This window comes from Falsiphaeobacter marinintestinus, from assembly GCF_007923355.1.
GTDB lineage: Bacteria > Pseudomonadota > Alphaproteobacteria > Rhodobacterales > Rhodobacteraceae > Phaeobacter_A > Phaeobacter_A marinintestinus.
This window is the reverse complement of sequence record NZ_VOGO01000001.1, coordinates 435,831-459,250: the sequence shown is the minus strand read 5'-3', so window position 1 is coordinate 459,250 and position 23,420 is coordinate 435,831. Positions and strand designations below refer to the sequence as shown.

Genomic DNA, 23,420 nt, shown 5'->3' with positions numbered 1-23,420 from the left:
CCGTCTCCCATCGTCGCTGCGCGGCGACTATCCGCGCCTGAACTGAAATTGTCTATGGCAACCTGCAGCCCTTAAGCGGCAGTCTGGCGGCATGGCGAAACCCAAACTCCGAGACCTTCCTGACCTGAGCGATCTTGCTGTGCCCGGCACTGAAATCGCGGTGCGCGTGACCCCAAAAGCATCACGCGACAGTCTGATCCGCGACGGTGATACCTTGCGCATCATGGTCACCACGCCGCCGGAAAACGGCAAGGCCAACGCCGCCGTGCAAAAGCTGCTGGCGGCGGCGATGGGAATTGCCGCATCGCGGCTCACCCTGCTACGCGGTCAGACGTCGCGCGAAAAAACGTTCATTTTCAGGGGTTAGTCGCCCGCAACTGTCTCTCGCAGCTGATACACGCCTTCGGGCAGATCCAAAGCCGCCGCCAGATCGCGGAGCATTTCGGGCGACAGTGTGATCTTGTGAACCTGATCTGTCCGCGGGTCGAACTGTTCAATCGTCACGCATTCAGCGAACGAATTGATCGTAATGTCCTCCTGCAGGGGGGCTTCGCCTTCGTCAACCAGTGTGATGACGGTCGAGTCAAATTCATGTTCGATGCTAAACATGAGGTCAGACTGCCGTCGGCATGACCGCTTTGCAAGCGGCATTCCGCAGCAATGCCATTCAGGGCTGGCGACCAGCGCCGCATATGCTAAATTGCGGTGCGATCCGGGAAAAACGAGGCAAGACAACATGCGCTGGACCCTGTTGGTGGCGACTTTGGCGCTTGCCGCGTGCGACGTATCTACAACGACCACTCAGACACCTGTCAGCGCGCCCTCGCAAAGCAACTCCTCCGTTTCGATGAATCGCACCAGCTTTACCAACGTCGTCGCCAGGGTCGAACCTGTGGCCGAGCGTGAATGTCGCAGCCGTTTGCCCGGCGCGAATTGCGATTTCCTGATCCGGATTGATGGCGACCGTCGCGCCGCGCCCAACGCCTATCAAAGCGAAGACGAATCCGGTCGGCCGGTGATCACCTTCACCGAATCGATGATCTCAAGCACCCGCAATCCGGATGAACTGGCCTTTGTCCTTGGCCATGAAGCCGCGCACCACATTCGGGGTCATCTGGCCCGGCAGGCTGAAAACGCCGCAGCCGGTGCGATCATTTTTGCCGGACTCGCGGCGATGACCGGCGGCAGTGCTGCAGACGTTCAGGCCGCGCAGCAGTTGGGCGAGGCGGTTGGCGCGCGCAGTTATTCCAAGGAATTTGAGCTTGAAGCCGATCAGCTTGGCACAATCATCACGGCAACTGCAGGCTATAACCCCATTGCAGGATCACAGTATTTCGCCCGTATCCCTGACCCCGGAGATCGCTTTCTGGGCACGCATCCCCCCAACGCCGAGCGTTTGGAAATCGTTCAGCGCACCGCGGCGCAAATGGGCCTGCGCCAGTGACCCCACCCGCCCTCACGCGGTTGGGGGTGATCCTGACCGACCGGGGCTCGCGGTATGCAGTCAGCGGGGCTCATGTCACCAGTCGGGCTGAAATCGACGCGGTTCTGGCCGATCTCAAATCCGACCGCGCCTATGCCAAAGCCACGCACAACACCTGGGCTGCGCGTCTCCCAACCGGTGCTCTTAAGGCCGATGACGGTGAAAGCGGCGCGGGTATGGTCATCCTGCGGATGCTGGAACGCGCTGGAATGGACGATCACGTGATCATCGTAACCCGCTGGTATGGCGGCAAGAAACTGGGCGGCGACCGATTTCGCCGGGTTCAGGACGCGGTCCGCGCCTATCTGGATCAGACCGGCCCGGGCGTTGGTTGACCTGCATCAAAGGCCGCCGGGCTGTCCTGAGGTACCCTGACGCCAGTTGGCAATCTCAGAGGGCCCAAGATGCAAAGTCAGGAAAAACTGAAACACCATGCTGATCTGGTGGACCGAATGGCCACAGCCATCGGCGTGGATCTTGAAGACCTGCTGTTTCGCGGACAGATGTCGCCGTCGGACGTACCAGACGCCGTTCTGCGCTGCGCCGCTTGCTCGGATCCGGTCCATTGCAATGCTTGGATGAACCGGCGCGACACCTTGGCCGACGCAACGCCCGGGTATTGCCGGAACGCAGATCTGATGGCGACCTTGCGTGAAAAAACCTCCGTAAGAGGCTGAGATGATGAAGGTTCTCGGCAAACTGATGACCCATTTTCGGCAAGTTGGCCGGATGGCCAAGGCAACCGATACAGACCTCGTCGGCGCAGCGCGGGCCGGGGACCTTGCGCAAGAAGACTGGGCGGACATGGTCCAGACCTGTCGGCGGTGCCAATGGGCCGGACGATGCGACGGCTGGCTGGAAACACACGACCACGCAGACCACGCGCCGGGCACATGCCTGAACCGGGAACGGTTCGATTTACTTAAGGCCAAAGCAGCGGCACGCGATAACAAGGGGGGATGATATGGACGGACAGGAACAGGGCGAATTCCAGCGGCATTTCTGGCTGACCCGGTCGGTCGCCCGTGTCATGGGGATCAACTTCACTGAAGCGATGGCTGAAGGGCAACTGACCGATGGCGAATTCACCGATCTGGTCAGTAACTGTCGGGCATCCGGCTGCTCGGGCTTTTGCGAAATCTGGCTTTCGGCCCAGACCGACACGCCTGACGCAGCGCCGGTTCACTGCCCGAATGCAAGCGCGCTCAATCGGTTGCAACGACTATACCGCCCGGCATAGTCATCGACCCCGGTTCGGGTGCAAATATTGAGTATTGTAAACTTCAGGCGAGTAAATTGGGGGGATTTCGCGAAAATTATCGCAAAAGGTGCCCCCAAAGATCATACTCTCCGGCTTCGTCGACTTTTACAGTCACCAGATCGCCGGGTTTCAGATCTTCAAACCCTTCGTCAATGAACAGGTTCCCGTCGATCTCGGGCGCGTCTGCCATGGTGCGGCACGTTGCGGCCTCATCATCGACCTCATCCACCAGAACCTGCAGGGTTTGCCCAACCTTCGCCGCCAGCTTGGCTTCAGAAATCGCCTGCGCTTTCTCCATAAAGCGGTCCCACCGGTCCTGCTTGATGTCCTCGGCCACATGATCCGGCAGGTCGTTTGACCGCGCACCAGCGACGTTCTCGTACTTGAAGCACCCGACCCGATCCAGTTGCGCCTCGTCCACCCAATCCAGCAAGGTCTGAAATTCGCTTTCAGTTTCGCCGGGATAGCCAACGATAAAGGTCGACCGCAGCGTGATGTCCGGGCAGGTGGCCCGCCATGCGGCGATTTCGTCCAGCGTTCTTGCCGCCGCTGCCGGCCGTGCCATCCGACGCAGTGTGTCAGGATGAGCATGCTGAAAGGGGATGTCCAGATATGGCAAAACGCCGTTGTCCGCGTCTGCCATCAACGGGATCAACTCACGCACATGCGGATAGGGATAGACATAATGCAGCCGAACCCAAGCCCCCAACTGCCCCAGTTCCCGGCTCAGATCGGTGATATGGCTGCGCACCTCTCCCTGTTTCCAGGGGTTCAGATCATACTTGCGATCCAGCCCATAGGCGCTGGTATCCTGCGAGATGACCAACAGTTCCTTCACCCCCGCATCAACCAGCTTTTCCGCCTCGCGCAGCACCGCATGGGCCGGACGCGAGGCCAGTTTCCCGCGCATATCGGGGATGATGCAGAACTTGCACTTGTGGTTGCAACCCTCGGAAATCTTTAGATAACTGAAATGCCTCGGGGTCAGGCTCACGCTGCTGGTCGGCAACAAATCGACAAACGGATCGGGGTCCGGGGGGACCGCACTGTGCACCGCGTCCAGAACCTGTTCATACTGATGAGGGCCAGTCACGGCCAGAATACGTGGATGATGCTCGCGGATGTAATCCGGTTCAGCCCCCAGACACCCGGTCACGATGACCTTACCGTTCTCGGTCAACGCCTCGCCGATCGCATCCAGCGATTCCGCCTTGGCACTGTCCAGAAATCCACAAGTGTTGACGATCACCGCATCTGCCCCCGAATACTCCGGAGAAATGCCATACCCTTCTGCCCGCAACCGGGTCAGGATCCGTTCACTGTCGACCAATGCTTTGGGACAGCCCAGCGACACCATGCCGATGGTTGGCTGGCCGTGTCGTGGGGTTTCTCCCAAGCGCGGTTTCGGGGCAAGGTCGGGGCGAAGATCTGGCGGATTACTGGTCATGACCTCGCCTATACGCCGCAAAGGAATAGGGGGCAATCTCCCCTGTTTCCTCTTGCGTCAAATATCCCGGGGGGTGCGGGGGGCAGAGCCCCCCGCCTTGATCGGATCGTGCGAACGATCCGATCCTATATCAAACTGACAGATCGTGACGGACGCGACATCCGCCTCAGATGGTCTGATCGTAGTCGCCCACGCCCGGCTCGGTCCGGATCACTGTGTTGATCTCATCAAAGATCGCCCGCATCTCGGCTTCACTGTCCGAGCTTTCGCAAACCACCACCAGGTTCGGCGTGTTTGATGATGCGCGCACCAAGCCCCATGACCCGTTGTCCAGGATCACCCGCGCGCCGTTCACGGTCACGATTTCTTTGATCGCCCGCCCGGCCAAGGGCTCACCGGCTTCGAACTTCGCCACCAGTTTTTCAACCAACCGCTCCAGTATGCCGTACTTCTCAGTGTCAGATGCATAAGGCGACATGCTTGGCGTCGACCAGGTTTTGGGCAGCGCCTTGCGCAGGTCGGACATTTTCATGTCCGGGTTGCGGTCCATCAGCTTGCAGATCTCGACCGCCACACGCATCCCGTCGTCATACCCACGGCCCAAAGGCCCGGCCATGAAATAGTGACCCGATTTCTCGAACCCCGCCAGCGCACCCAACGCGTGTACACGACGTTTCATGTGGCTGTGGCCGGTCTTCCAATAGTCGGCCTTGACACCATTGGCGATCAGTTCCGGGTCCGAGGCGAACAACCCGGTTGATTTCACGTCCGCCACAAAGGTCGCGCCCGGATAGATTTTCGATAGATCCCGCGCCATGATCACGCCGACCTTATCGGCAAAAATCTCTTCGCCTTCGTCATCGACCACGCCGCACCGGTCGCCGTCGCCGTCAAACCCCAATGCAAAGTCCGCGCCCGACGCTTTCACCGAGTCCGACATGTCGTGCAGCATTTCCATGGCTTCGGGGTTCGGGTTGTAATGCGGAAAGGTATAGTCCAACTCGTTATGCGACGGCACGCATTCCACCCCAAGACGCTCGAACAGGGCGGGGCCAAACGCACTGGCTGTCCCGTTTCCGGTGGCACAGACCACCTTCAGCTTGCGACTCATCCGGAAATCGCCAACCAGATCATCCAGATAGGCCTCGAAAACGCCATCGACGGTTTCATACCCACCGCCGTCACGCGCAACGCCCTGACCGTTCAACACGATGTCGCGCAGTTCGGACATTTCGTCCGGGCCATGGGTCAGTGGCATCTCGAACCCCATCTTGACCCCGGTCCAGCCATTCGGATTATGCGAGGCCGTGACCATCGCCACCCCCGGCACACCCAGATGGAAAGAGCTGAAATAGGCCATCGGTGTGATGCAGGGGCCGATATCCTTGACGCGAATGCCGGCCTGCATCAGCCCGATCACCAGCGCGTTCTTGATGGCCACCGAATAGTCGCGATAGTCGTTGCCGACCGCGATCACCGGCTCGACCCCGCGTTTGTACATCTGGGTGCCCAGACCCAGACCCAGCGCGGTCATACCGGGCAGATTGATCTCGTCGGGGTACTTCCAGCGCGCGTCATACTCTCGAAACCCGGTGGGTTTGATCATCGGGTCGCGCAAAAATTCCCAGGTGTTCGGGGTCACCGTGGCAGCAGGTTTCATCATGTAAAATCTCGTGGTCTTTGGGGTCAGATCTGAATCGGGTTGGCCTTGGCCAGGGCATCAAACTGCATCAATGTCTCAATCAGCGCCGCCATCTGATCCAGGTAGATCATATTTGGCCCGTCGCAGGGGGCATTGTCAGGGTCCTCGTGGGTTTCCATGAACACCGCGCCAACGCCAACAGCCACGGCCGCACGCGCCATGACCGGCGCAAATTCACGTTGACCGCCCGACGACCCACCTTGACCACCCGGTTGTTGCACCGAGTGGGTTGCATCCATGACCACCGGATACCCGCTTTGCGCCATTTGCGGCAAAGACCGCATATCTACAACCAGCGTGTTGTACCCGAACGAGGTTCCGCGTTCTGTCAGCAGGATCCGCTCGTTACCGGTGCTTTCGATCTTGGCAACGATATTGGGCATCTCCCATGGGGCCAAAAACTGGCCCTTTTTCACATTGATCGCGGCGCCTGTTCGTCCAGCTGCCAGTAACATATCTGTCTGGCGGCACAAAAACGCCGGGATCTGCAGAATATCGACCGCCTCGGCGGCGATGGCACATTGCGCTTCGGTGTGCACGTCGGTCAGCACTGGAACGTCCATCGTCTTGCGCAGATCGCTCAACACGTTCAGCCCACCATCAATGCCCATGCCGCGTTTACCGGCCAGCGATGTTCGGTTGGCCTTGTCATAAGACGCCTTGAACACGTATTGCGCACCGGCCTTTTCGCACACCTCTTTCATGTGGCCCGCGATCATCTGGGCGTGGTCTGCGCTTTCCAGCTGACAGGGGCCGGCGATCACGGTGAGCGGGCGGTCATTGCCGATCGTCAGATCAGCGACTTGGACATGTTTCATGGGGACCTTACGATGTTACCTGTTCTCTCAGGATCGACGCAGTAAGCGAGATCATGAGGTAGATACCGGAAAACACCAGAAATGCCAAAACGGTATTCTCGAACTTGCGCGGATAGCTGGGATCCTGGCTTGCCACGGGTTCGACCGACGTCGTCAGATACCGAACCTGCCGGTTGGCTTCCATCCGGGTCTGTTCAACCTGTTGCAACGCCGATTGCAGCATCATGTCACGCGTTGCCAGATCGGCCTGCGCCATCTGGATCCGCACGGTCAGCTGTGCGAGCGAATTTTCGCCCTTTGACGCATCGATCATTTTCTCGTTCAGCTTTGTCAGCAGGGCTTCGAACCGCTCAATGTCCCCCTCGGCGCCTGCAACCTTGGCCTTGTTCGGGCGCTGGTTGTCCATCAGGGCGGCCAGTTCCAACTGCTTTTCCTGCAATTGTATTTCGATGTTGTTGATCTGCGACCGCAGGGTGGTGATCACGCCTTCGGGGTCCAGAATCGCACCCTGTTGCTGCAGCTCGACCAAAGCGGTCTGGGCATTGCGGCGTTCACCCTGAGCCATGTCAAACCCTTCCAGCGCGTCTTTCATCTGGTCGGTGCGTTTCTGTTCGCTCAGGTGGTTCACCCTGTCTTCGGCGTAAGAGATCAGGCTGTTGGAAAAATCGGCGCTGACTTGCGGGTCGGCGGCGATCACTTCCATGCGGATCACCCCTTCGGTCGGGTCGTACCCCAGCTTCACGTTTTTCGAATAGGTCTTGTATGCCTCTTCATTCGACGGATCCGGTCCAAGCCGTTGAATCGGGTCGATCCAGTCTTGTGTGAAATGCGCCTTGAACCCTTCATCTGCGTCCAGACGCAGCATGGCGTCTTTCGAGGCCAGATAGGATTGCACAGCGATCGAATCCTGACTGGTCGCAAACTGTGTGCCGCTCAGCAGACCGCCCAGACCCTGACCACCGGCATTGTCGGCCTTCAGGATCAGGAATTCGGACTTGGTCGAATACATCGGCGTGGCAACGGTATAGAAATACCAGCCGACAATAATTGTCGGGATCAGCACGAAAAACGCCAGTCGCGTTGCCAGCAGGGCCAGCTTGCGGCGACGGCGGCGCATGATATCGCGCTGGATGTCACCGATTTCGCGTTCGCGTCGCTGGGTCGGGCTGACGTCAGTCGAGGGCAGGGTCTGCTGGCCCGTGGGTATCGTCTGAGGCAGCTGTACCTTGCCAGAACCAGATGCGGTCGCGGGCAGGCTTGCAAACGCATCCGGGGCGCCTTCATAGGGCTCGGCCCCGCCTGACGGCACCACCAGCTCCAACATGTTGGATTTCTGGAACGGATCGACCCCCTGGTCGCGCAACAGGCGCACGGCATCAAAATCCGAAGTGGCGGGCAGTTTGTACTTTTGCGCCAACCGGCGGGCCATACGCAACTGGCGTCCGGTCAAACCCTCGCGCCGGATCGCATCGATCTGCGCATCAACGCCAAGGGGCTGCGGCGGCGCTGCAGGTTCGGGCGCGGGTTGTGCAGGCTGGGCGGGCTGTGCGGATTGGGTTGGCCGGGGCGCAGCGGAAGGCTGGGCCTGAGCGGCAGCCTGGGGGGATTGGGCAGGCGGGGGCGGCGCAGAAGGGCGCACTGGCGCGCCTTCAGGCTGCGGCGCGGCAGATGACACAACGCGCGGCTGCGCGGATCCTGCTGCCGCCGATGCGGGGGCCGCACCAGATTGCGCCATCGCCGGATCGCCCGTTGCAGGGCTGCGGCGGATGCGGAATTTCTTAGCCTTGGGTTTCGTAGTCATACAGCTGCTTCGCTTCTTCCAAGGTGTCAAACATAGTCAGTTGCCCATTGTGCAGCACAGCGGCTGACCGGGCATATTTTTTCAACGTCGCCGCCTGATGTGACACAATGACGATGGTGGTCGTGGCCAGACGTTCCTGAAGGATCGACCCGGCCTTGCGGTTGAATTCAACATCGGTGGTGCCGGGCATACCTTCATCGATCAGGTACATATCAAAGTCCAGCGCCAGCATCAGCGCAAACGAAAACCGCGCCCGCATCCCTGATGAATAGGTGCCCAGTGGCTGATCGAAATACTCACCCAGATTACACAGCCAGCGGCAGAAGGATTCGACGTAATCGGGGTCCATGCCATAGATCTTGGCAATATAGCGGCAGTTTTCCATGGCCGAGACCCGGGTGACCACGCCGCCCATGAACCCCAGCGGAAACGAGATTTTGCAGTCGCGGCGAATATCGCCCTCATCGGGTTTTTCCAGCCCGGCCATCATGTTGATCAAAGTTGTCTTGCCGGTTCCGTTCGGGGCCAGAATGCCCAGCGACCGGCCCAGATCGACACGAAACGACACGCGATCCAGGATCACCTTTCGCTGCGTTCCGGTCCAGAAGGACTTGCTGACATTACTGAACTCAAGCATCTTTTACTCCGGTACGAGCGCGCCGCACCTTGATCACCACGATTCTCTGGTCTGACATATATTCTGCCTGCCCCTCCTTAACAGAGGTGTTACATCGGTCTAACAGTGGATTTAGGCCATATTATGTCGTGGCGCGAAACAAAACTCCATCGCTTTCCGGTCAGGTAACCCTTGCATGACATGGCTTTGATGCCCGCGCGAGGGGAAAAAGTCAGGTTTGGCTGTTCCTGATCCGGAAACGATCCCGTCAGGGCGATTGAGGCGAAGCCCGCATTCAGATACAGCCGTCTCCCGACATGACGCACAAAAACCCATCTCCCGCGACGGGCAGTACGGCTGATGCCCTGACCGCGCAGATCCGCGCCTGCCGGATCTGCGCTGACCGCTTTGCCGCCACTGCAACAGGCCACCAGCCGCGTCCGGTGGTGTGGTTTCGCCCAGGTGCGCGCATCCTGATCGCAGGGCAAGCGCCCGGGGCGCGGGTGCATGCCTCGGGCCGTCCGTTCACCGACCCGTCCGGCGATCGGCTGCGCGACTGGCTGGGGATGGATGAAACCACGTTTTATGATCGTGACAAAGTCGCCGTGATCCCGATGGCGTTCTGCTTTCCCGGTTACGATGCCCGCAAGGCCGATCTGCCGCCACCACCAATCTGCGCCGAGACCTGGCACCAACAGGTGATGGCAGCACTTGGCGATGTGCAACTGACGGTTCTGGTCGGCAGCCACGCCCACCGCTGGCACATGGGCACCAAAGCCCCCGTCACCCAAACCGTGGCCAACTGGCGGGATCATGCGCCGCAGGTCTTCCCCTTGCCTCATCCGTCGTGGCGCAATACCGCTTGGCTCAAGAAAAACCCGTGGTTTGCCGCCGATCTGCTACCGGTGCTGCGCAACAGGGTGCAGGAGATACTGACATGAGTGACCAAACCCCGCTCGACCACGCCCACGCGGCGATGGAGACTGCCACCGAAGACGACGCCGCCCGGCTGAAATTCTTTGAACGGCTCGCGGACTCTGAACTGTTCCTGCTGTTGACCGAAGAGGCGCGCGACGAAAACATCTCGCCCGAGATGTTCGAAGTTGCAGATGGCCGCTTCGTGCTGGTGTTTGACCGCGAAGACCGGCTGACCGCTTTCACGGGTCAGCCTTCCCCCTATGCCGCGCTTTCGGGTCGCGTTCTGGCGCAAATGCTGGCCGGGCAAGGCGTCGGGCTGGGCGTGAACCTTGAGGTCGCGCCGTCTTCGATCCTGATCCCCGCCGAGGCCATCGCATGGCTGCATGACACGCTTGGCAACGCCCCGGACGAGGTCGAAGCCCGCGTGGACGAGGTCCTGCCTCCTGCCGGGCTGCCCGAGGTGCTGATCACCGCGCTGGATCAGAAACTTGCAACTGCCACCGGTCTGGCGGCCTCGGCCTATCTGGTGGGGGTGACCTATGACGATGGGGGCAGGGGCCACATGCTGGCTTTTGTCGATGCCATCGATGGCGCCCAAGCCGCGCTGGCCAAAGCCGCGTCCGAGGCATTGACGTTCTCAGGCATCGAAGCCGGGGCCATGGATGTGGCGTTCTTCTCGGCGTCCGACCCGGTCGCCGCGAAACTAGCCGTGGCTGGCCTGCGGTTCGACCTGCCCCAACCCAGCGCACCTCAGATCGATCTGCACACGGCCCCCGGCAGTAACCCGGATAAACCACCCATCCTGCGCTAAAGTCCGACCACAAAAAAACGCCCGCCCAAACCGGGCGGACGTTCACAGCCTAATAGAACCCGAAATCTAAGATTCGGCTTCAGGCTCCAGCTTGTCCTGTGTCCGGGTGTCGAAATCCGACGCATCGTGACGTTCGCGCAGCTGCGTGTGCAATTCGCCAAAGGCGCGGTTTACCATACGGCCGCGGCTGACCGCAGGCCGGGCGTCAATCTCTTTGGCCCAGCGTTGCACGTTCTCATAGCTTTCCACGTCCAGGAACTCGGCGGCACTGTACAAGCGACCCAGCACCAACTGGCCATACCATGCCCAGATCGCCATATCGGCAATGGTGTAATCCGCACCGGTCATGAACTGGTTGTCCGCAAGCTGCCGGTCCAGAACATCCAGCTGGCGTTTGGTCTCCATCGCAAAGCGGTTGATCGGGTATTCCCACTTTTCCGGCGCGTACGCATAGAAATGACCAAACCCACCGCCCAGATACGGCGCGCTGCCCATCTGCCAGAACAGCCAGCTCATCATCTCAGGGCGCAGCGCGGGGTCGGACGGCAGGAATTCACCGAACTTTTCGGCCAGATGCAGCAGGATCGCTCCGGATTCAAACACCCGAACAGGCGTGTCGCCCGACCGGTCCATCAGCGCCGGGATCTTTGAGTTCGGGTTGATGTCGACAAAATCGCTGCCGAACTGTTCGCCTTCACCGATGTTGATCAGCCAGGCATCGTATTCCGCGTCCTTGATGCCCTTTTCCAGAAGCTCTTCCAGCATCACGGTGACCTTCACGCCATTTGGCGTCGCCAGCGAATACAACTGGAACGGATGCTTGCCTACGGAAAGCTCTTTGTCGTGGGTTGCTCCGGCAATGGGGCGGTTGATGCTGGCAAACCGCCCGCCGCTTTCGCTGTCCCAGGTCCAGACGTTCGGGGGAGTGTACGTGTCGGGTTTCGTCATGTTCGCGCTTTCCGATAGAGCGTGGCCAAATCAGGCCCGCAGGATTGTATACCAGACCGAGTTAACCAGAGCCTGCGAAGATTCCAACCGCTCTTATGTGCGCTGATCCACAGGCCCCTTGCTGCTGAAACATTTACCCCCCAAATCATCACGTGTTCTCCGCCCACCTCACAGAGCCGCGAGGCCCCCTTCGCAGCCCGCCACTTTCGCATATTCTCTGCCCAGACCCGGCACGATGCCGGACCTCAAGCCCCGAATGGAGAATTTCGATGAAACGCTTTGCACTTGCGCTGGTCACGGCAGCAACCCTCGGCCTGCCAGCCTTTGCCGGAGAACAATTTGTAGACGGCACCAGCTATGCCGTTTCGGGCTATGACGTGGTTGCCTATCGCAGCCTTGACCAAAGCGCTGTTGGAACGGCCCAACCCGCCGCTGTCCCGGGAAACGCCGACTTCACGGCCGACTATAACGGCGCAACCTTTGCCTTTTCGAGCGCAGCCAACCGCGACGCGTTTGTTGAAAAACCCGAATACTATGCCCCGCAATACGATGGTCACTGCGCCTATGGCGTCAGCAAGGGCGGCAAGGTGCCAGGCAACCCGAACCTGTGGCGCATCGTCGATGACAAACTGTACCTGAACATCACCAAGAACGTCGTTGGTTTTTGGGAAGAAGACATTCCCGGAAACATCAATCTGGCCGAAGGCAACTGGCCAGCCATCGATCCAAAACCGGCCTCATCCAACCCGATCCCCAACTTCACGTCGTCGGCCCCAACCGGCAACTGAGCACGTTGACGGGATCAGCCCTTTCCGTGAGGATGCTGTAAGACGCATGCGATCGGGAAGGGCAATTTCATGAAACATGACACAATCTCTCTCAGCGGCGATTTTGATGACGCGCTGATCACCGTGACCGAGGCTCTGGCGGCAGAAGGGTTCGGTGTGATCACCCGGGTTGATATGGATCTGACGTTCAAGGCCAAGCTGGACGTTGAATTCCCGCGCTATGTGATCCTTGGCGCATGCAATCCGCAACTCGCCCATACGGCTGTCTCCGCCGTACCCGAAATCGGGCTGCTGCTGCCTTGCAACGTGACCGTTTCGCAAGAAGGGGATGGCATTCTTGTCCGCATCCCTGATGCAAAAGACATGCTTGGCGGGGCCGGATTGTCCGATGCGCCGGAACTGGCAGATCTGGCGCAAGACGCAGGGGCCAGACTGGAGCGGGTCGTGTCCGCCCTAAAGGCACAGGCCTAAAAAAAAGCGCCCGGCACATCGGCCGGGCGCTGATTGCATTGTTACGCAAGCACCGTATCAGGCCGCTTTGGAAAGTCCCAACCGGGCGCGGATCGCGCTGGGCAGTTGCCGGGCGCTCATCGCGCGGGGCAGGGGCAGTTCTTCCATTTCGGCCTCTTCACCATACAAGGCTTCGTATTCGGCAAAGTTGGCGAACATCCGGCGTGATACATTGTCGATGAACGTCTCGGCAGGCGCACCATTGGCCAGGATGATCTCATGTGCCTCGGTTTCGACATGGTAGACCTTGAACCGCTGTCCCATCTCGTCCAGCGGAACGCGATAGATCGACGATCCGTTGACCAGCGCGCTGGCCTGACACAAGACTCCGTCCACCAGCATCGCGTGATCTGCCGTGACCGTCAGGTCGCGATACGGCACACCTTCGCCCAGCGATCCGGCGGCAAACCGCACCGGCATCAGGCGTTCCGCAGGCTGGAACGAGGCCAGAACGTTCTTTGTCCCGATCCATTTCACAGCGATTTCTGCGCCATTCTGGTCCAGGATCATGTCGCCGATTTTCAGATCTTCAACGGCGACCTCTCCATCCGCTGTGGCAATACCCGTGCCGTCCATGAAGCAGGCGGTAAAGGCCGAAGTGTCTGGGGCAGGCATGGTTGCCGGCGCGGCGGCGTGGTCAGTTGCATCGTCGAACAGCACAACCCAAGCGCCGGTCAGGGTCACCTCAACAACCGGATAATCGGTGCCATTGACCTCGATCGTGCCCTGATAGGTTGCCCCGTTGCTAAAAAAGATGCCCGAGCCACTGGTGTCGGTCAAAGCCTCACCCACGGTCCAGTTGTCATCTCCGCTGTCGGTGATGGTCCCGCTGTCCCAGTTCCCGCCGATATTCGAGCTTCCGATGCCCCCGCCGTTATAATAGGAACTGAATGGTGCCACATATGCTGGCATGATAAAACCTCCTGTTTAAACGGCAAATGACCCGGACATCGATCCGTGTCACACCGTGAATTTTCCAATTGCGTGTACCAAGATTGGTAATTTTGAGCTAACGCTAAGGCGTTTGCGGAAACCAGTCCAGACTTTATTCCCCGTGGTTGCAAAAAACTCATCGCGGCGGGTGGTTTCGATTTGAACCCAAGTGCTTGTTCCCAAACGAAAGCCCGCAGATATTTCAGTTTTCAGATGTAAAGGACTTGACCCGATTGCTGCGGCCATGTCGTATCTCACACAACCAATGCGTGAGGTAAGAGACGTCCAATGGCAATTGACATGATCAAGGCGACGCACGAAACCTTTGCGCCATATGTATCGCAGGACTTTAACGTTCAGTCCGAAGCAGGCGACATCACTTTCCGACTGGACAATGTAAAGATCTTCCACGGCTCCACTGTGCGCGACAACACGCTTGAAATCGACGGTGTGTTCTATCCCCCGCGCAAGGCCTTTGCGCTGACATGGGAAGGCCCGCGCGATCCTCAGCTAGGGCCCGGCACCTACGTGATCGAAAACGATCAGACCGGCCCCATGACGCTGTATGTGTCTCCCTTTCGGCGCGACCACGATTGCATGCTCTATGAAAGCGTCTTTAACTGACGCCATCACCGTTCAGATCTCGCGCGGTCCCGTCGCAGGTTGCCATTCCATCGCAAAATGATGCGCCTCTTCGCCGGTGGCCTGAAACCCGTGCCGCAGGTACAGGTTGATCGCCGGACTGGTCTTTTCCACGTGCAGGCGCACCGGCACCTTGCCGCCATGCGCCTCGTTCATCAGGCTGCGCAGAATATCCGTGCCAATCCCCCGCCCACGCCATTCGGGCGTCACGGTGAATTCGATGATCCGCAAACAGTCGTCCTGCCGGTCCAGGTACAGCCGCCCGATGTCGACACCATCCATCTGGATGATCCGCCGGAACGCAGTGGGGAACGCCCGTTCATAATGCAGGTCCTGTAACTTGAACTGGCCTTCCAGAAAATGCGCCTTGTCCCCGTCTGTCCAGGTCGTGTGTTCGAACTCCCATTCCCGGGTCGAAGCAAACAGATCGAACAGAAAATCCTTGTCCGTGTCCTGAATGATCCGAAATCCGATCTGTCCGCGTTTGGGCATCATATCCGTCATTATCCTTTCGGGTGTACACAGGTAAGGCCCGCCCCGAAGATCGAGGCAGGCCTTGTTTTCAAAAGGTTACCCGTTCAGGTCAGGGTAATTTCCAGCACGTCGTCGCCATTCCGCTTGCGCACTGGTCCCAGAAACAGGTCCGCCGACCCCAGCACCGGGTGCCTGACCCGACGGGTCTGATGCCCGCCTGCCACGATGGGGGCCTTGTCCGGGCTGTCAAATACGGCAATCACACCTTCGCTGCGGGGCAGGGACGCAGGCGCATCCGACCCGAAGGGCACCGGCTCGACCGCGACAAGGCGCAGCACGGCTGCGCTGCCATCCTCTGACGCAACCTTGAACCTGTCGCCGACAAATCGTTCCAGATCAGCGGCCGTCGCGTTGTTCCAATAGACCCGGCCTGCCGACTTTGCGGACTGTCCCTTGGTGCACGCCACAGCCGGAGCAGCCACTGTCGCCGCAGCCACCGCAACCGCCTGACCCGTCAGATAAGTCCGTCTGTTCATCTTGATCTCAGATGTCATGATAGTCTCCTTTGCGGCCACACGATCAGCTGCGCGATGGGAAAATCCCGACAAGCGCAACCTCATAGTTCAGCACAAGGAAAGGCTGCATGAGGTTGAAAGAGATATTGCCGCCCACATTGTTGCTTCTGATGGCGTTGCTCGACAGTTGCACATCTGCATTGGTATCGACCGCCGCATAGATCTGCGTCAATCCAAGCATGTTTCCTGTGGGATTGGACTCGGTCCCAGGATTCAGCTCGGCGTGCAGCGCTGGTGCGTGATTATGTGCCGGCATCTCGGGCGTCACCATGGTATGATACTCGGCACCGCCACGCTCGCCCATCGAGCGCGGAGTCAGCCCGGGCCCAGCGCCGCGGCCAATTGGGGTGCGACCGCGCAGATCGGGCAAACCGAATGTGGTGCGCCCGTCACCGCCATACATCGTCCCAAACAGCGAAAACAGTGCCGAATTCGACGATATCGGCAGCAGTTGCCCATCGCAAAATGCAAAACCCCTTTGCGCGAAATTGTAACCAACCAGATAAATTTGACCCAAATATGGTTCCGCCATCGAAACAGTCTCCTAACCTGTTGCTCAGGGCGCTTGTGCGCCAACTTGAAATCGCCTCCCGGCCCGCCGGATCAATACCGTCCGCAGTGCTTTTAGATGAAAGGCTAGGGCATCTTCGCCCTCCAGTTGTCTTTGCGTCAAGTTTTTTCCACCTCTGGGAAATGCGTTTTTGACGTGGACGTAACTGAACAGATTTAGCGGCGTGATTTTCTAATTAATTACAAGGTATTGCTCAATTGGTTAATGAATAAATGTTTCCGTTAACCTTTTGTTAACTATTTTGCAGGCCACGCATCGCGTCGGGCAAAAGCAATACTGCAATGATACGGGGATTGTGAGGGGACCACGGCCAGAACAGGCGGCGTCGTGCTGCCGCGCTTCATAATGCAGCAAGGCTCTTCAGCCACAGGAAAGCGCCTGCCACGGATGGTCAAATTCTCATCAGGTCCAGTGGAAAAACGCGCCGCAAGTCGCGGCGCGCAAGGTTTTACCGGCGACGGTCGCGACGCGAGCTCATCGGCTGGAATGCGACGCCGACATGGGCCTCGCAATAGGGTTTGCCAGCCTGCACAGGCAGACCGCAGAACCAGAAATCTTCTGTCGCCGGATCACCCACGGGCCATTTACAAGTCCGTTCGGTCAGTTCCATCAGCGTCAGCTTCTTGGCTTTCTTTTCGATCTCATTGACCTTGGCCAATGCCTCGGGGCTGATCTCGTTCGCAGACGGCTGCGGCGGCAATGGCTGACCGGCCGGGATGATCTGCTTGCGCGCCGGCATGGCCGGCTTGGCGTCACTGGCGGCGCTCGGCTCGGGCACAGGGCGCGCCGGTTCGGTTTTGGGCTGCGGCTTGGGCTTGGGCTTGACCTCGGCTTTGGGCGCGGCGGGTGCCGGCTTTTCCTTGGGCTCGGCCTTTGCCGGTGTCGCGCCGGTGCTGCGGTTCGACAGGCCCAGACGGTGCACCTTGCCAATCACCGCATTGCGGGTCACCCCGCCCAGTTCCTTAGCGATCTGGCTGGCCGACTGGCCTTCGCCCCACATTTTTTTGAGCAGTTCGACGCGATCGTCGGTCCAGGACATGAAGATCCCCTTCAAAGCTGAAAAGCGGCCCCCCATGCGGCCGCTCTCGTTATCCGTATCAGCGCTCTATTCTAATCACTCTGCCCGGGGTTACAAGGCACGACTCACCGCAACGACGATGAACGCAACCGCGCCTCGCGCAAGGCCAGCATCAGCGCCCCGGCCAAAATGATCGCAGCCCCCAGCACCGACACCCAGGACGGGCGCGCCCCGAACACCAGAAAATCATACAGCGCCGCGAACACGAGGGTCGCATAACTGAATGGCGCAACAAAACTCGCATCCGCCCGCGCCATGCCATTGACGAAACACACCTGCGCGCAGGCCATCAACGCGCCCACCGCCGCCAGCGCGCCCCATTGCGCCAGTGTCGGCGCTTGCCATACGGGCAACACGGCCAGCGAAGCAATGCAGACTCCAATCAGGTTGTTGATCAGCAGCACCTGAAACAAAGGCTCTCGCCCGGACAGCTTCTTGATGAAAATCAGTTCCAGCCCCATCACCAGCGCCGCCCCCAGCGCCAGCAACGCCGCAGGTTGAAAACTGGCCGGAGTGGGCCTCAGCAGGATCAGCGCCCCGACCATCGCAATCATCGCCGCAGACCAACGCACCCGCCCGACAGTCTCGCCCAGCAAGGGAATCGCCAGCATCATCGCAAACACCGGGTTCATGAAACTCAGCGCCGTGGCATCTGCCATCGGAATGAACGTGACCGATGCAAACATCAGCGTCACGCCCAGCCACCCCGCCGTGGTCCGCCCCAGATGCAGCCGCCAGTGGATCTTGCCAAAAGCGGGCCGGACCACCAGCGCCACACTGGCAAACCCCAGAAACGCAAACACGAACCGCCCATGCGATACCTGCAACGGATGCAGGGGCGGGCCGAAGGTGTCCGTCCCCAGCGTTTTGGCAAACAGCGTCGATCCGGCGATAAACGCCGTGGCGACAAAGATCATCGCCGCCGCCAGGGCTGGATTTTGCACTTTCGGTTCAAACATGCCTCAGCCCTTGGGCGTTTTGTGCGCCCCCCGCAAGCCTCAAATCAGCCCGAGACCCGGATAAGGGTCTTCCCAAACCGGTCCCGCTGCGCTATGCGCGCTGCATGATCAATCGCTCACATATCCGCAATTTGCGACGCCGACGCTTCACCGCGTAACGGCCCCGTTTGATCTTTGCGCCACAAATCGGCGCAGTCCCACCTCAAATCGTTGACGAAACCGCCCCGAGTGAGGCACTCACTGAGGCTCATGTACCTGAAAAGGATGATCCGATGATCGCATCCGTTCTGCCGACCTATAACCGCGCGCCCCTGACCCCTGTCAAAGGCGAAGGCTCCTGGCTGATCGAAGCGGATGGCCGACGCTTTCTGGATCTTGGCGCTGGCATCGCGGTCAACGCGCTGGGCCATGCCCATCCCGCTCTGGTGCAAGCCCTGACAGATCAGGCGCAGAACCTCTGGCACGTGTCCAACCTGTATCACATCCCGCAGCAACAGGCGTTGGCCGACAAGCTGGTCGATGCGACCTTTGCCGACACGGTGTTCTTCACCAACTCCGGGACAGAAGCCTGCGAGCTTGCCGTCAAGATGGCCCGCAAATACTGGTATGACAAAGACCAGCCGGAAAAGACCGACATCATCACGTTCGAGGGATCGTTCCACGGGCGGTCCTCGGCGGGAATCGCCGCCGCCGGATCGGAAAAGATGACCACCGGCTTCGGCCCGCTGCTGCCCGGCTTCGTGCATCTGCCATGGGGCGATCACGACGCGCTGACCGCTGCGATCACCGATACGGTCGGGGCCATCCTGATCGAACCCATTCAGGGCGAAGGCGGGATCCGCCCGCTCCCCGACCAGTGCCTCAAGGGCCTGCGCGACCTGTGTGATGAACATGGCATCCTGCTGATTTTGGACGAGGTGCAGTGCGGCGTCGGTCGGACCGGCAAGCTGTTCGCCCATGAATGGGCTGGCGTCTCCCCGGACATCATGATGGTGGCCAAGGGCATCGGTGGCGGCTTCCCGCTGGGCGCCGTGCTTGCCACCAAAGACGCGGCCAGCGGCATGACGGCCGGCACCCATGGCTCGACCTATGGCGGCAACCCGCTGGGCTGCGCCGTGGGCTGCGCCGTGATCGACCACGTGGCTGACCCTGATTTCCTGGCCGAGGTAAACCGCAAATCCGCCCTGATACGCCAAAAACTGGAAGGTCTCGTTGCGGCCCACCCGGATGTCCTGGAAGAGGTCCGCGGCACCGGCCTGATGCTGGGTCTGAAATGCAAGGCCACCAATATCGACCTCGTCAACGCGGGCTATGACAATCTCGTTGTCACGGTTCCAGCCGCCGACAATGTCATCCGCCTGCTGCCGCCGCTCACCATCTCCGACGATGAGATCGCAATGGCGCTTGACCGCCTTGACGCAGCCGCGACGCAGGTCGCCTCCGCCTGATCTTCCTCTTGCCAGAAATATCCCGGGGGTCCGGGGGCAGCGCCCCCGGCCTCGGCCAAATCAAAAGACGACCATGAACCATTTTCTTGATATCCATACCACCAGCGCCACCGACCTGCGGCATATGATTGATCACGCCGCCGACATGAAACAGGCCCGCGCAGGCCGCCCCAAGGGGACGCGCGATGATGACCAGCCGCTGGCTGGCCATATCGTTGCGCTGATCTTCGAAAAACCCTCGACGCGAACCCGCGTGTCCTTTGACGTCGGCGTGCGCCAGATGGGCGGCGAAACCATGGTTCTGTCCGGCAAGGACATGCAACTGGGCCACGGCGAAACCATCGCCGACACCGCCCGCGTGCTCAGCCGCTTTGTCGACATGATCATGATCCGGACCTTTGACGAAGCCGTGCTGTATGAAATGGCCGAATACGCCGACGTTCCGGTGATCAATGGCCTGACCGACCGCACGCACCCCTGCCAGATCATGGCCGATATTCAGACCTTCGAAGAACACCGTGGCCTGATCACCGGCAAAAAAGTCGTCTGGACCGGCGACGGTAACAATGTCTGCTCGTCCTTCCTGCATGCCGCGGGCCAGTTCGGCTTTGATCTGACCTTCACCGGCCCGGCCCAGCTGGATCCGGAAGACGAATATATCGGCTTTGCCCGCAACAAGGGCTCAACCATCGCCATCGAACGCGATCCGTTCAAGGCTGTTGAGGGCGCGGATCTGATTGTCGCTGACACCTGGGTCTCGATGCATGACAGCCAATCCTCGAAAGAACGCCGCCACAATATGCTGCGCGGCTATCAGGTGAATGAAGAGCTGATGTCCCACGCCAAACCGGACGCGCTGTTCATGCATTGCCTGCCCGCGCACCGCGAAGAAGAGGCGACAAGCGCGGTCATGGACGGCCCGCATTCGGTGATCTTTGACGAGGCCGAAAACCGGCTGCACGCGCAAAAGGCGATCATGCGCTGGTGCCTCGGCGTCTGATCTGCACACTAACGGGGCAGGGCGGTCAAACCCCGCCCTGTGTCCCAACCAGCCGGGCAATCTCTTCCGCTTCCATGCCGCTTTGGCGCAACTGCCCTTCGGCAGACGCCTTGTAGGAACAAAAGAACAGCCCCGGCGCGCCGCTCTCGCCGCCTGATACCAGCGGCTTGCCCGCCGCACTCAGCACCTGCGGCGTGTCGGGCAGCATCGCCCGCAGATCCACCCGGTACCCGGTGGCCAGCAGAATCGCATCAAATGCACCTGTTTCCCCATCGACAAAATGCACCGTGTCGCCATCAATCCGATCAACGCCGGGCCGCACCGTGATCTTCCCATCCCGAATGGCCCCCAGCGTCCCAATATCGATCAGCGGAATCCGCCCGTCTTCGATCACTTGGGCGGCGGGGCCTTTCCCGGCGCTTTGCAGCCCGTAATCCTCGGGACGCCCGATTTTGGCCCGCAGTACCGGCGCCGTGATCGCATCGGCAACGCGATACGAGAATATCTTGCGCAACAGTCCCATTGACGTGATCGGCAGGCCAAAGATCTCTTTTGGCAGGATGTTGACGGGCCCGCGTACAGACAGCGTGACCTCAGCCCCGGCTTCGGCCAGATCCAACGCGATTTCGCCCCCGGAATTGCCAAACCCCACGACCAGAACCCGCCCCGGCGTCAGGTCATCCGGTGCATCATAATCGCTCGAATGCAGAACCCGACCTGAAAATCCGTCAATCCCGGGCAACTCGGCGCGAAACGGCGTGCCGTTCAGACCGGTGGCAAAGACCACGGCATCCGCCCGGTCCTCTCCACCACTGTGGTGCACAACCCACCCGGCCTCGGCCGGGCGCACAGCCGCAACGCTGACGCCAAACTGCGGCTCAAGTCCGAAATGCGCCGCATAATCCTCAAGGTATTCAATCATGTCTGTCCGCGACGGATACTGCCCGTACCGGTCCGGCATCGGGTGATGTGGCAACCCGGACCGCCCGCGCGCCGTATGCAGGTGCAGCCGTCCATAGTGATTGCGCCACGACGATCCCACGGCATCCGACCGCTCCAGGATCCGGGTCTCAACCCCCTGACGCACTAGACACGCCGCCGCCGCCAGACCTGCTGGCCCGGCCCCAATCACAATCGCGCGCATAGATGTCTTCCCCCCAAATCTTCCGCTCCAAACGTGGCAGCAAGATCCGCCCGTTGCAAGCGACGCGCGCGCTGTCACACTTGACAAGACCGGGTCAGCCGGGCGCACAATAGCCGCCTGATCCAAGCGAGGCCCGCCATGACATCCACGATGAAATCCGCCCTCATCACCGGCGCCGCACGCGGTATTGGCCTGGCCACGGCCAAAACCCTTCTGGATCGCGGTTGGCGGGTGGCCTTGCTGGATCGGGACGAGGCCGAGCTGACCCGCGCCGTGACAGAGCTGGGCGACGGCATGCCCATCGTTGCCGATGTGTCCGACCCGGCCCAGATCGATGACGCCTGGGATCAGGTCTCACAACATTTCGGACAGCTTGACGCGCTGGTCAACAACGCCGGGATCGCCGATTTCGGCCCGATCAGTGACACCACGCTCGACCGCTGGCGGCTGGTGATGGAGACCAATCTCGACGGGCCGTTCCTGATGGTTCAGGCCTTCACCTCGATGCTGGCGCGCGATGGCGGCGGGGCGGTGGTCAATGTCACGTCAATCTCGGGCCTGCGCGCCTCAACCCTGCGCGTGGCTTATGGCACGTCCAAGGCGGCACTGGCGCATCTCACGCTGCAACAGGCGGCGGAACTGGGCGAACTGGGCATTCGTGTCAACGCTGTTGCGCCGGGGCCGGTTGATACCAAACTGGCCATGGCGGTGCACACGCCCGATATCCGCGCCGCCTATCACGATGCGATTCCGCTCAACCGTTATGGGCACGAGACCGAGATCGCCAATGTCATCGCCTTTCTTGTCAGTGACGAGGCCAGCTATGTCACCGGCCAGATTGTCGCCGCCGATGGCGGCTTTGGCGCGACAGGCATTGGCCTGCCATCGCTTCGGTCCTGAAACGAACTCGTTCGACGCACACACCCGGCAACACCTAGATCGGTTTGGCCGCCACGAAACCGGCGGTGTCGGCGCGGGCGGTTGCCGCATCCACCCTGCGAATCGTTGGACTGGCGTCCAGCGTGTCGGCACCAAGCTCCAGATAAGCGGTCTCGCCCGATTTCAGGTTGATTGCCATGGTCGGCTTTCTCTGCAGCGCCAATGCCAGTCCCACGTTCAGCATCGAAGGGGTGGTTTCAACCTGAACCATGCGCTGACCCGGAGCCACGACCTCCTGGTGCACCGATCCAACGCTCACTAGGGCGACCTGAACACCGTCCACGGTAACCGTTTGATAACTGGCCGACCCCGCAAAGGTCTTTTTGCGGTACAGCAGAATGACCGACTTGCCCGCAGGTACACTGGCCATGGCGACCGCCTGACCGCCCGCTGATGTGCTGCTTGCGCCGGGTATTGTGTCGTCGCAACCGGCAATCACAGATAGCGCAAGTGCGCCAATCAAAAACCGTTTCATATCCGAACCTCCCTTTTCGGTCAGTGACCCGAAGGCTGGCCTGTCCTCAGCACGCCAGCCTTGGCCCGAAAGAGATTAC

The 23,420-nt window shown here is 60.2% G+C and carries 30 protein-coding genes; 14 read left to right on the top strand and 16 right to left on the bottom strand.

All coding sequences use genetic code 11. From position 1 onward, the window contains the following. Positions 1–91 precede the first annotated feature (91 nt). Entirely contained in the window at positions 92–367 is a 276-nt protein-coding gene (locus tag FOY56_RS02290) for a DUF167 domain-containing protein (RefSeq protein WP_146344170.1), read from the top strand. On the opposite strand, the gene FOY56_RS02285 is transcribed toward FOY56_RS02290, so the two are convergent. Beyond that, entirely contained in the window at positions 364–609 is a 246-nt protein-coding gene (locus FOY56_RS02285) for a DUF8831 family protein (protein ID WP_146344169.1), read from the bottom strand. The two genes, FOY56_RS02290 and FOY56_RS02285, sit on opposite strands and share 4 nt — an antisense overlap. A 127-nt stretch (positions 610–736) precedes the next feature. Here FOY56_RS02285 and FOY56_RS02280 point away from each other — a divergent pair, with 127 nt between their 5' ends. The 5 genes from FOY56_RS02280 to FOY56_RS02260 all read left to right on the top strand — a co-directional run bounded on the left by FOY56_RS02280 (position 737) and on the right by FOY56_RS02260 (position 2,723). Next, complete coding sequence (locus FOY56_RS02280) at positions 737–1,444, top strand: M48 family metallopeptidase (RefSeq protein WP_146344168.1); 708 nt, start codon at positions 737–739, stop codon at positions 1,442–1,444. Continuing rightward, the gene (locus tag FOY56_RS02275; protein WP_246139390.1) at positions 1,441–1,818 is read left to right on the top strand and encodes a YigZ family protein; all 378 of its coding nucleotides are present in this window, start codon (positions 1,441–1,443) and stop codon (positions 1,816–1,818) included. Before FOY56_RS02280 ends, FOY56_RS02275 begins: the two co-directional genes overlap by 4 nt. Positions 1,819–1,887: 69 nt before the next feature. Continuing rightward, positions 1,888–2,160, top strand: a complete 273-nt coding sequence (locus FOY56_RS02270) for a DUF6455 family protein (RefSeq protein WP_146344167.1) — start codon at positions 1,888–1,890, stop codon at positions 2,158–2,160. Between the two features lies 1 nt (position 2,161). Beyond that, the gene (locus tag FOY56_RS02265; RefSeq protein ID WP_146344166.1) at positions 2,162–2,446 is read left to right on the top strand and encodes a DUF6455 family protein; all 285 of its coding nucleotides are present in this window, start codon (positions 2,162–2,164) and stop codon (positions 2,444–2,446) included. A gap of 1 nt (position 2,447) precedes the next feature. Then, positions 2,448–2,723 (top strand): DUF6455 family protein, encoded by a 276-nt coding sequence (locus FOY56_RS02260; RefSeq protein WP_146344165.1) that lies wholly within the window; start codon positions 2,448–2,450, stop codon positions 2,721–2,723. A 76-nt stretch (positions 2,724–2,799) separates the two neighbouring features. Here the strand turns inward: FOY56_RS02260 and rimO are convergent, their stop codons facing one another. From rimO to FOY56_RS02235, 5 genes are all read right to left on the bottom strand, one after another. Beyond that, the gene (gene rimO, locus FOY56_RS02255) at positions 2,800–4,191 is read right to left on the bottom strand and encodes a 30S ribosomal protein S12 methylthiotransferase RimO (protein WP_146344164.1); all 1,392 of its coding nucleotides are present in this window, start codon (positions 4,189–4,191) and stop codon (positions 2,800–2,802) included. Positions 4,192–4,357: 166 nt separating this feature from the next. After that, on the bottom strand, positions 4,358–5,854 hold the full coding sequence (locus FOY56_RS02250) for a phosphomannomutase/phosphoglucomutase (RefSeq protein WP_146344163.1): 1,497 nt from the start codon (positions 5,852–5,854) through the stop codon (positions 4,358–4,360). A gap of 23 nt (positions 5,855–5,877) precedes the next feature. Then, positions 5,878–6,711 (bottom strand): 3-deoxy-8-phosphooctulonate synthase, encoded by an 834-nt coding sequence (gene kdsA / locus FOY56_RS02245; RefSeq protein ID WP_146344162.1) that lies wholly within the window; start codon positions 6,709–6,711, stop codon positions 5,878–5,880. Positions 6,712–6,718: 7 nt separating this feature from the next. Beyond that, complete coding sequence (locus tag FOY56_RS02240) at positions 6,719–8,512, bottom strand: KpsE/RkpR family capsule polysaccharide export protein (RefSeq protein ID WP_146344161.1); 1,794 nt, start codon at positions 8,510–8,512, stop codon at positions 6,719–6,721. Continuing rightward, complete coding sequence (locus tag FOY56_RS02235; protein ID WP_146344160.1) at positions 8,490–9,149, bottom strand: ABC transporter ATP-binding protein; 660 nt, start codon at positions 9,147–9,149, stop codon at positions 8,490–8,492. Before FOY56_RS02235 ends, FOY56_RS02240 begins: the two co-directional genes overlap by 23 nt. A 296-nt stretch (positions 9,150–9,445) precedes the next feature. On the opposite strand from FOY56_RS02235, the gene FOY56_RS02230 reads away from it, so the two are divergent. Next, positions 9,446–10,069 (top strand): uracil-DNA glycosylase family protein, encoded by a 624-nt coding sequence (locus FOY56_RS02230; RefSeq protein ID WP_146344159.1) that lies wholly within the window; start codon positions 9,446–9,448, stop codon positions 10,067–10,069. Continuing rightward, positions 10,066–10,857 (top strand): SseB family protein, encoded by a 792-nt coding sequence (locus FOY56_RS02225; RefSeq protein WP_146344158.1) that lies wholly within the window; start codon positions 10,066–10,068, stop codon positions 10,855–10,857. The genes FOY56_RS02230 and FOY56_RS02225 overlap by 4 nt, the downstream gene beginning before the upstream one ends. 66 nt (positions 10,858–10,923) lie before the next feature. On the opposite strand, the gene yghU is transcribed toward FOY56_RS02225, so the two are convergent. Further along, positions 10,924–11,805 (bottom strand): glutathione-dependent disulfide-bond oxidoreductase, encoded by an 882-nt coding sequence (yghU, locus tag FOY56_RS02220; RefSeq protein WP_146344157.1) that lies wholly within the window; start codon positions 11,803–11,805, stop codon positions 10,924–10,926. A 269-nt stretch (positions 11,806–12,074) separates the two neighbouring features. On the opposite strand from yghU, the gene FOY56_RS02215 reads away from it, so the two are divergent. Together FOY56_RS02215 and FOY56_RS02210 are read left to right on the top strand one after the other, a co-directional pair. Beyond that, positions 12,075–12,593, top strand: a complete 519-nt coding sequence (locus FOY56_RS02215; RefSeq protein WP_146344156.1) for a YHS domain-containing (seleno)protein — start codon at positions 12,075–12,077, stop codon at positions 12,591–12,593. A 69-nt stretch (positions 12,594–12,662) separates the two neighbouring features. After that, complete coding sequence (locus tag FOY56_RS02210; RefSeq protein ID WP_146344155.1) at positions 12,663–13,064, top strand: DUF302 domain-containing protein; 402 nt, start codon at positions 12,663–12,665, stop codon at positions 13,062–13,064. A 57-nt stretch (positions 13,065–13,121) separates the two neighbouring features. Here FOY56_RS02210 and FOY56_RS02205 read toward each other — a convergent pair whose 3' ends face one another. Beyond that, a complete protein-coding gene (locus tag FOY56_RS02205; protein WP_146344154.1) occupies positions 13,122–14,015 on the bottom strand; it encodes a Hint domain-containing protein in 894 nt (297 codons plus the stop codon). Between the two features lie 48 nt (positions 14,016–14,063). After that, entirely contained in the window at positions 14,064–14,282 is a 219-nt protein-coding gene (locus FOY56_RS02200) for a hypothetical protein (RefSeq protein ID WP_146344153.1), read from the bottom strand. Between the two features lie 42 nt (positions 14,283–14,324). On the opposite strand from FOY56_RS02200, the gene FOY56_RS02195 reads away from it, so the two are divergent. Beyond that, the gene (locus FOY56_RS02195) at positions 14,325–14,660 is read left to right on the top strand and encodes a DUF6916 family protein (protein ID WP_146344152.1); all 336 of its coding nucleotides are present in this window, start codon (positions 14,325–14,327) and stop codon (positions 14,658–14,660) included. A 12-nt stretch (positions 14,661–14,672) separates the two neighbouring features. On the opposite strand, the gene FOY56_RS02190 is transcribed toward FOY56_RS02195, so the two are convergent. From FOY56_RS02190 to FOY56_RS02170, 5 genes are all read right to left on the bottom strand, one after another. Beyond that, the gene (locus FOY56_RS02190; protein ID WP_146344151.1) at positions 14,673–15,182 is read right to left on the bottom strand and encodes a GNAT family N-acetyltransferase; all 510 of its coding nucleotides are present in this window, start codon (positions 15,180–15,182) and stop codon (positions 14,673–14,675) included. 74 nt (positions 15,183–15,256) lie between these two features. Next, positions 15,257–15,706 carry a DUF6916 family protein gene (locus tag FOY56_RS02185; RefSeq protein WP_146344150.1) on the bottom strand — a complete coding sequence of 150 codons (450 nt, stop codon included), beginning with the start codon at positions 15,704–15,706 and terminating at the stop codon, positions 15,257–15,259. 25 nt (positions 15,707–15,731) lie between these two features. Then, entirely contained in the window at positions 15,732–16,259 is a 528-nt protein-coding gene (locus FOY56_RS02180; RefSeq protein WP_146344149.1) for a phage tail protein, read from the bottom strand. A 487-nt stretch (positions 16,260–16,746) separates the two neighbouring features. Then, the gene (locus FOY56_RS02175; protein ID WP_146344148.1) at positions 16,747–17,337 is read right to left on the bottom strand and encodes a GcrA family cell cycle regulator; all 591 of its coding nucleotides are present in this window, start codon (positions 17,335–17,337) and stop codon (positions 16,747–16,749) included. Between the two features lie 104 nt (positions 17,338–17,441). Further along, complete coding sequence (locus tag FOY56_RS02170) at positions 17,442–18,335, bottom strand: DMT family transporter (RefSeq protein ID WP_146344147.1); 894 nt, start codon at positions 18,333–18,335, stop codon at positions 17,442–17,444. 272 nt (positions 18,336–18,607) lie between these two features. On the opposite strand from FOY56_RS02170, the gene FOY56_RS02165 reads away from it, so the two are divergent. After that, complete coding sequence (locus FOY56_RS02165) at positions 18,608–19,783, top strand: aspartate aminotransferase family protein (RefSeq protein ID WP_146344146.1); 1,176 nt, start codon at positions 18,608–18,610, stop codon at positions 19,781–19,783. A 73-nt stretch (positions 19,784–19,856) separates the two neighbouring features. Beyond that, positions 19,857–20,783, top strand: a complete 927-nt coding sequence (gene argF / locus FOY56_RS02160; RefSeq protein WP_146344145.1) for an ornithine carbamoyltransferase — start codon at positions 19,857–19,859, stop codon at positions 20,781–20,783. A gap of 25 nt (positions 20,784–20,808) precedes the next feature. On the opposite strand, the gene FOY56_RS02155 is transcribed toward argF, so the two are convergent. Then, positions 20,809–21,927: a flavin-containing monooxygenase gene (locus FOY56_RS02155; protein WP_146344144.1), complete on the bottom strand. Its 1,119-nt coding sequence runs from the start codon at positions 21,925–21,927 to the stop codon at positions 20,809–20,811. Between the two features lie 150 nt (positions 21,928–22,077). On the opposite strand from FOY56_RS02155, the gene FOY56_RS02150 reads away from it, so the two are divergent. After that, on the top strand, positions 22,078–22,827 hold the full coding sequence (locus FOY56_RS02150) for an SDR family NAD(P)-dependent oxidoreductase (protein WP_146344143.1): 750 nt from the start codon (positions 22,078–22,080) through the stop codon (positions 22,825–22,827). A 34-nt stretch (positions 22,828–22,861) separates the two neighbouring features. On the opposite strand, the gene FOY56_RS02145 is transcribed toward FOY56_RS02150, so the two are convergent. Next, entirely contained in the window at positions 22,862–23,341 is a 480-nt protein-coding gene (locus tag FOY56_RS02145; RefSeq protein WP_146344142.1) for a hypothetical protein, read from the bottom strand. Positions 23,342–23,420 lie beyond the last annotated feature (79 nt).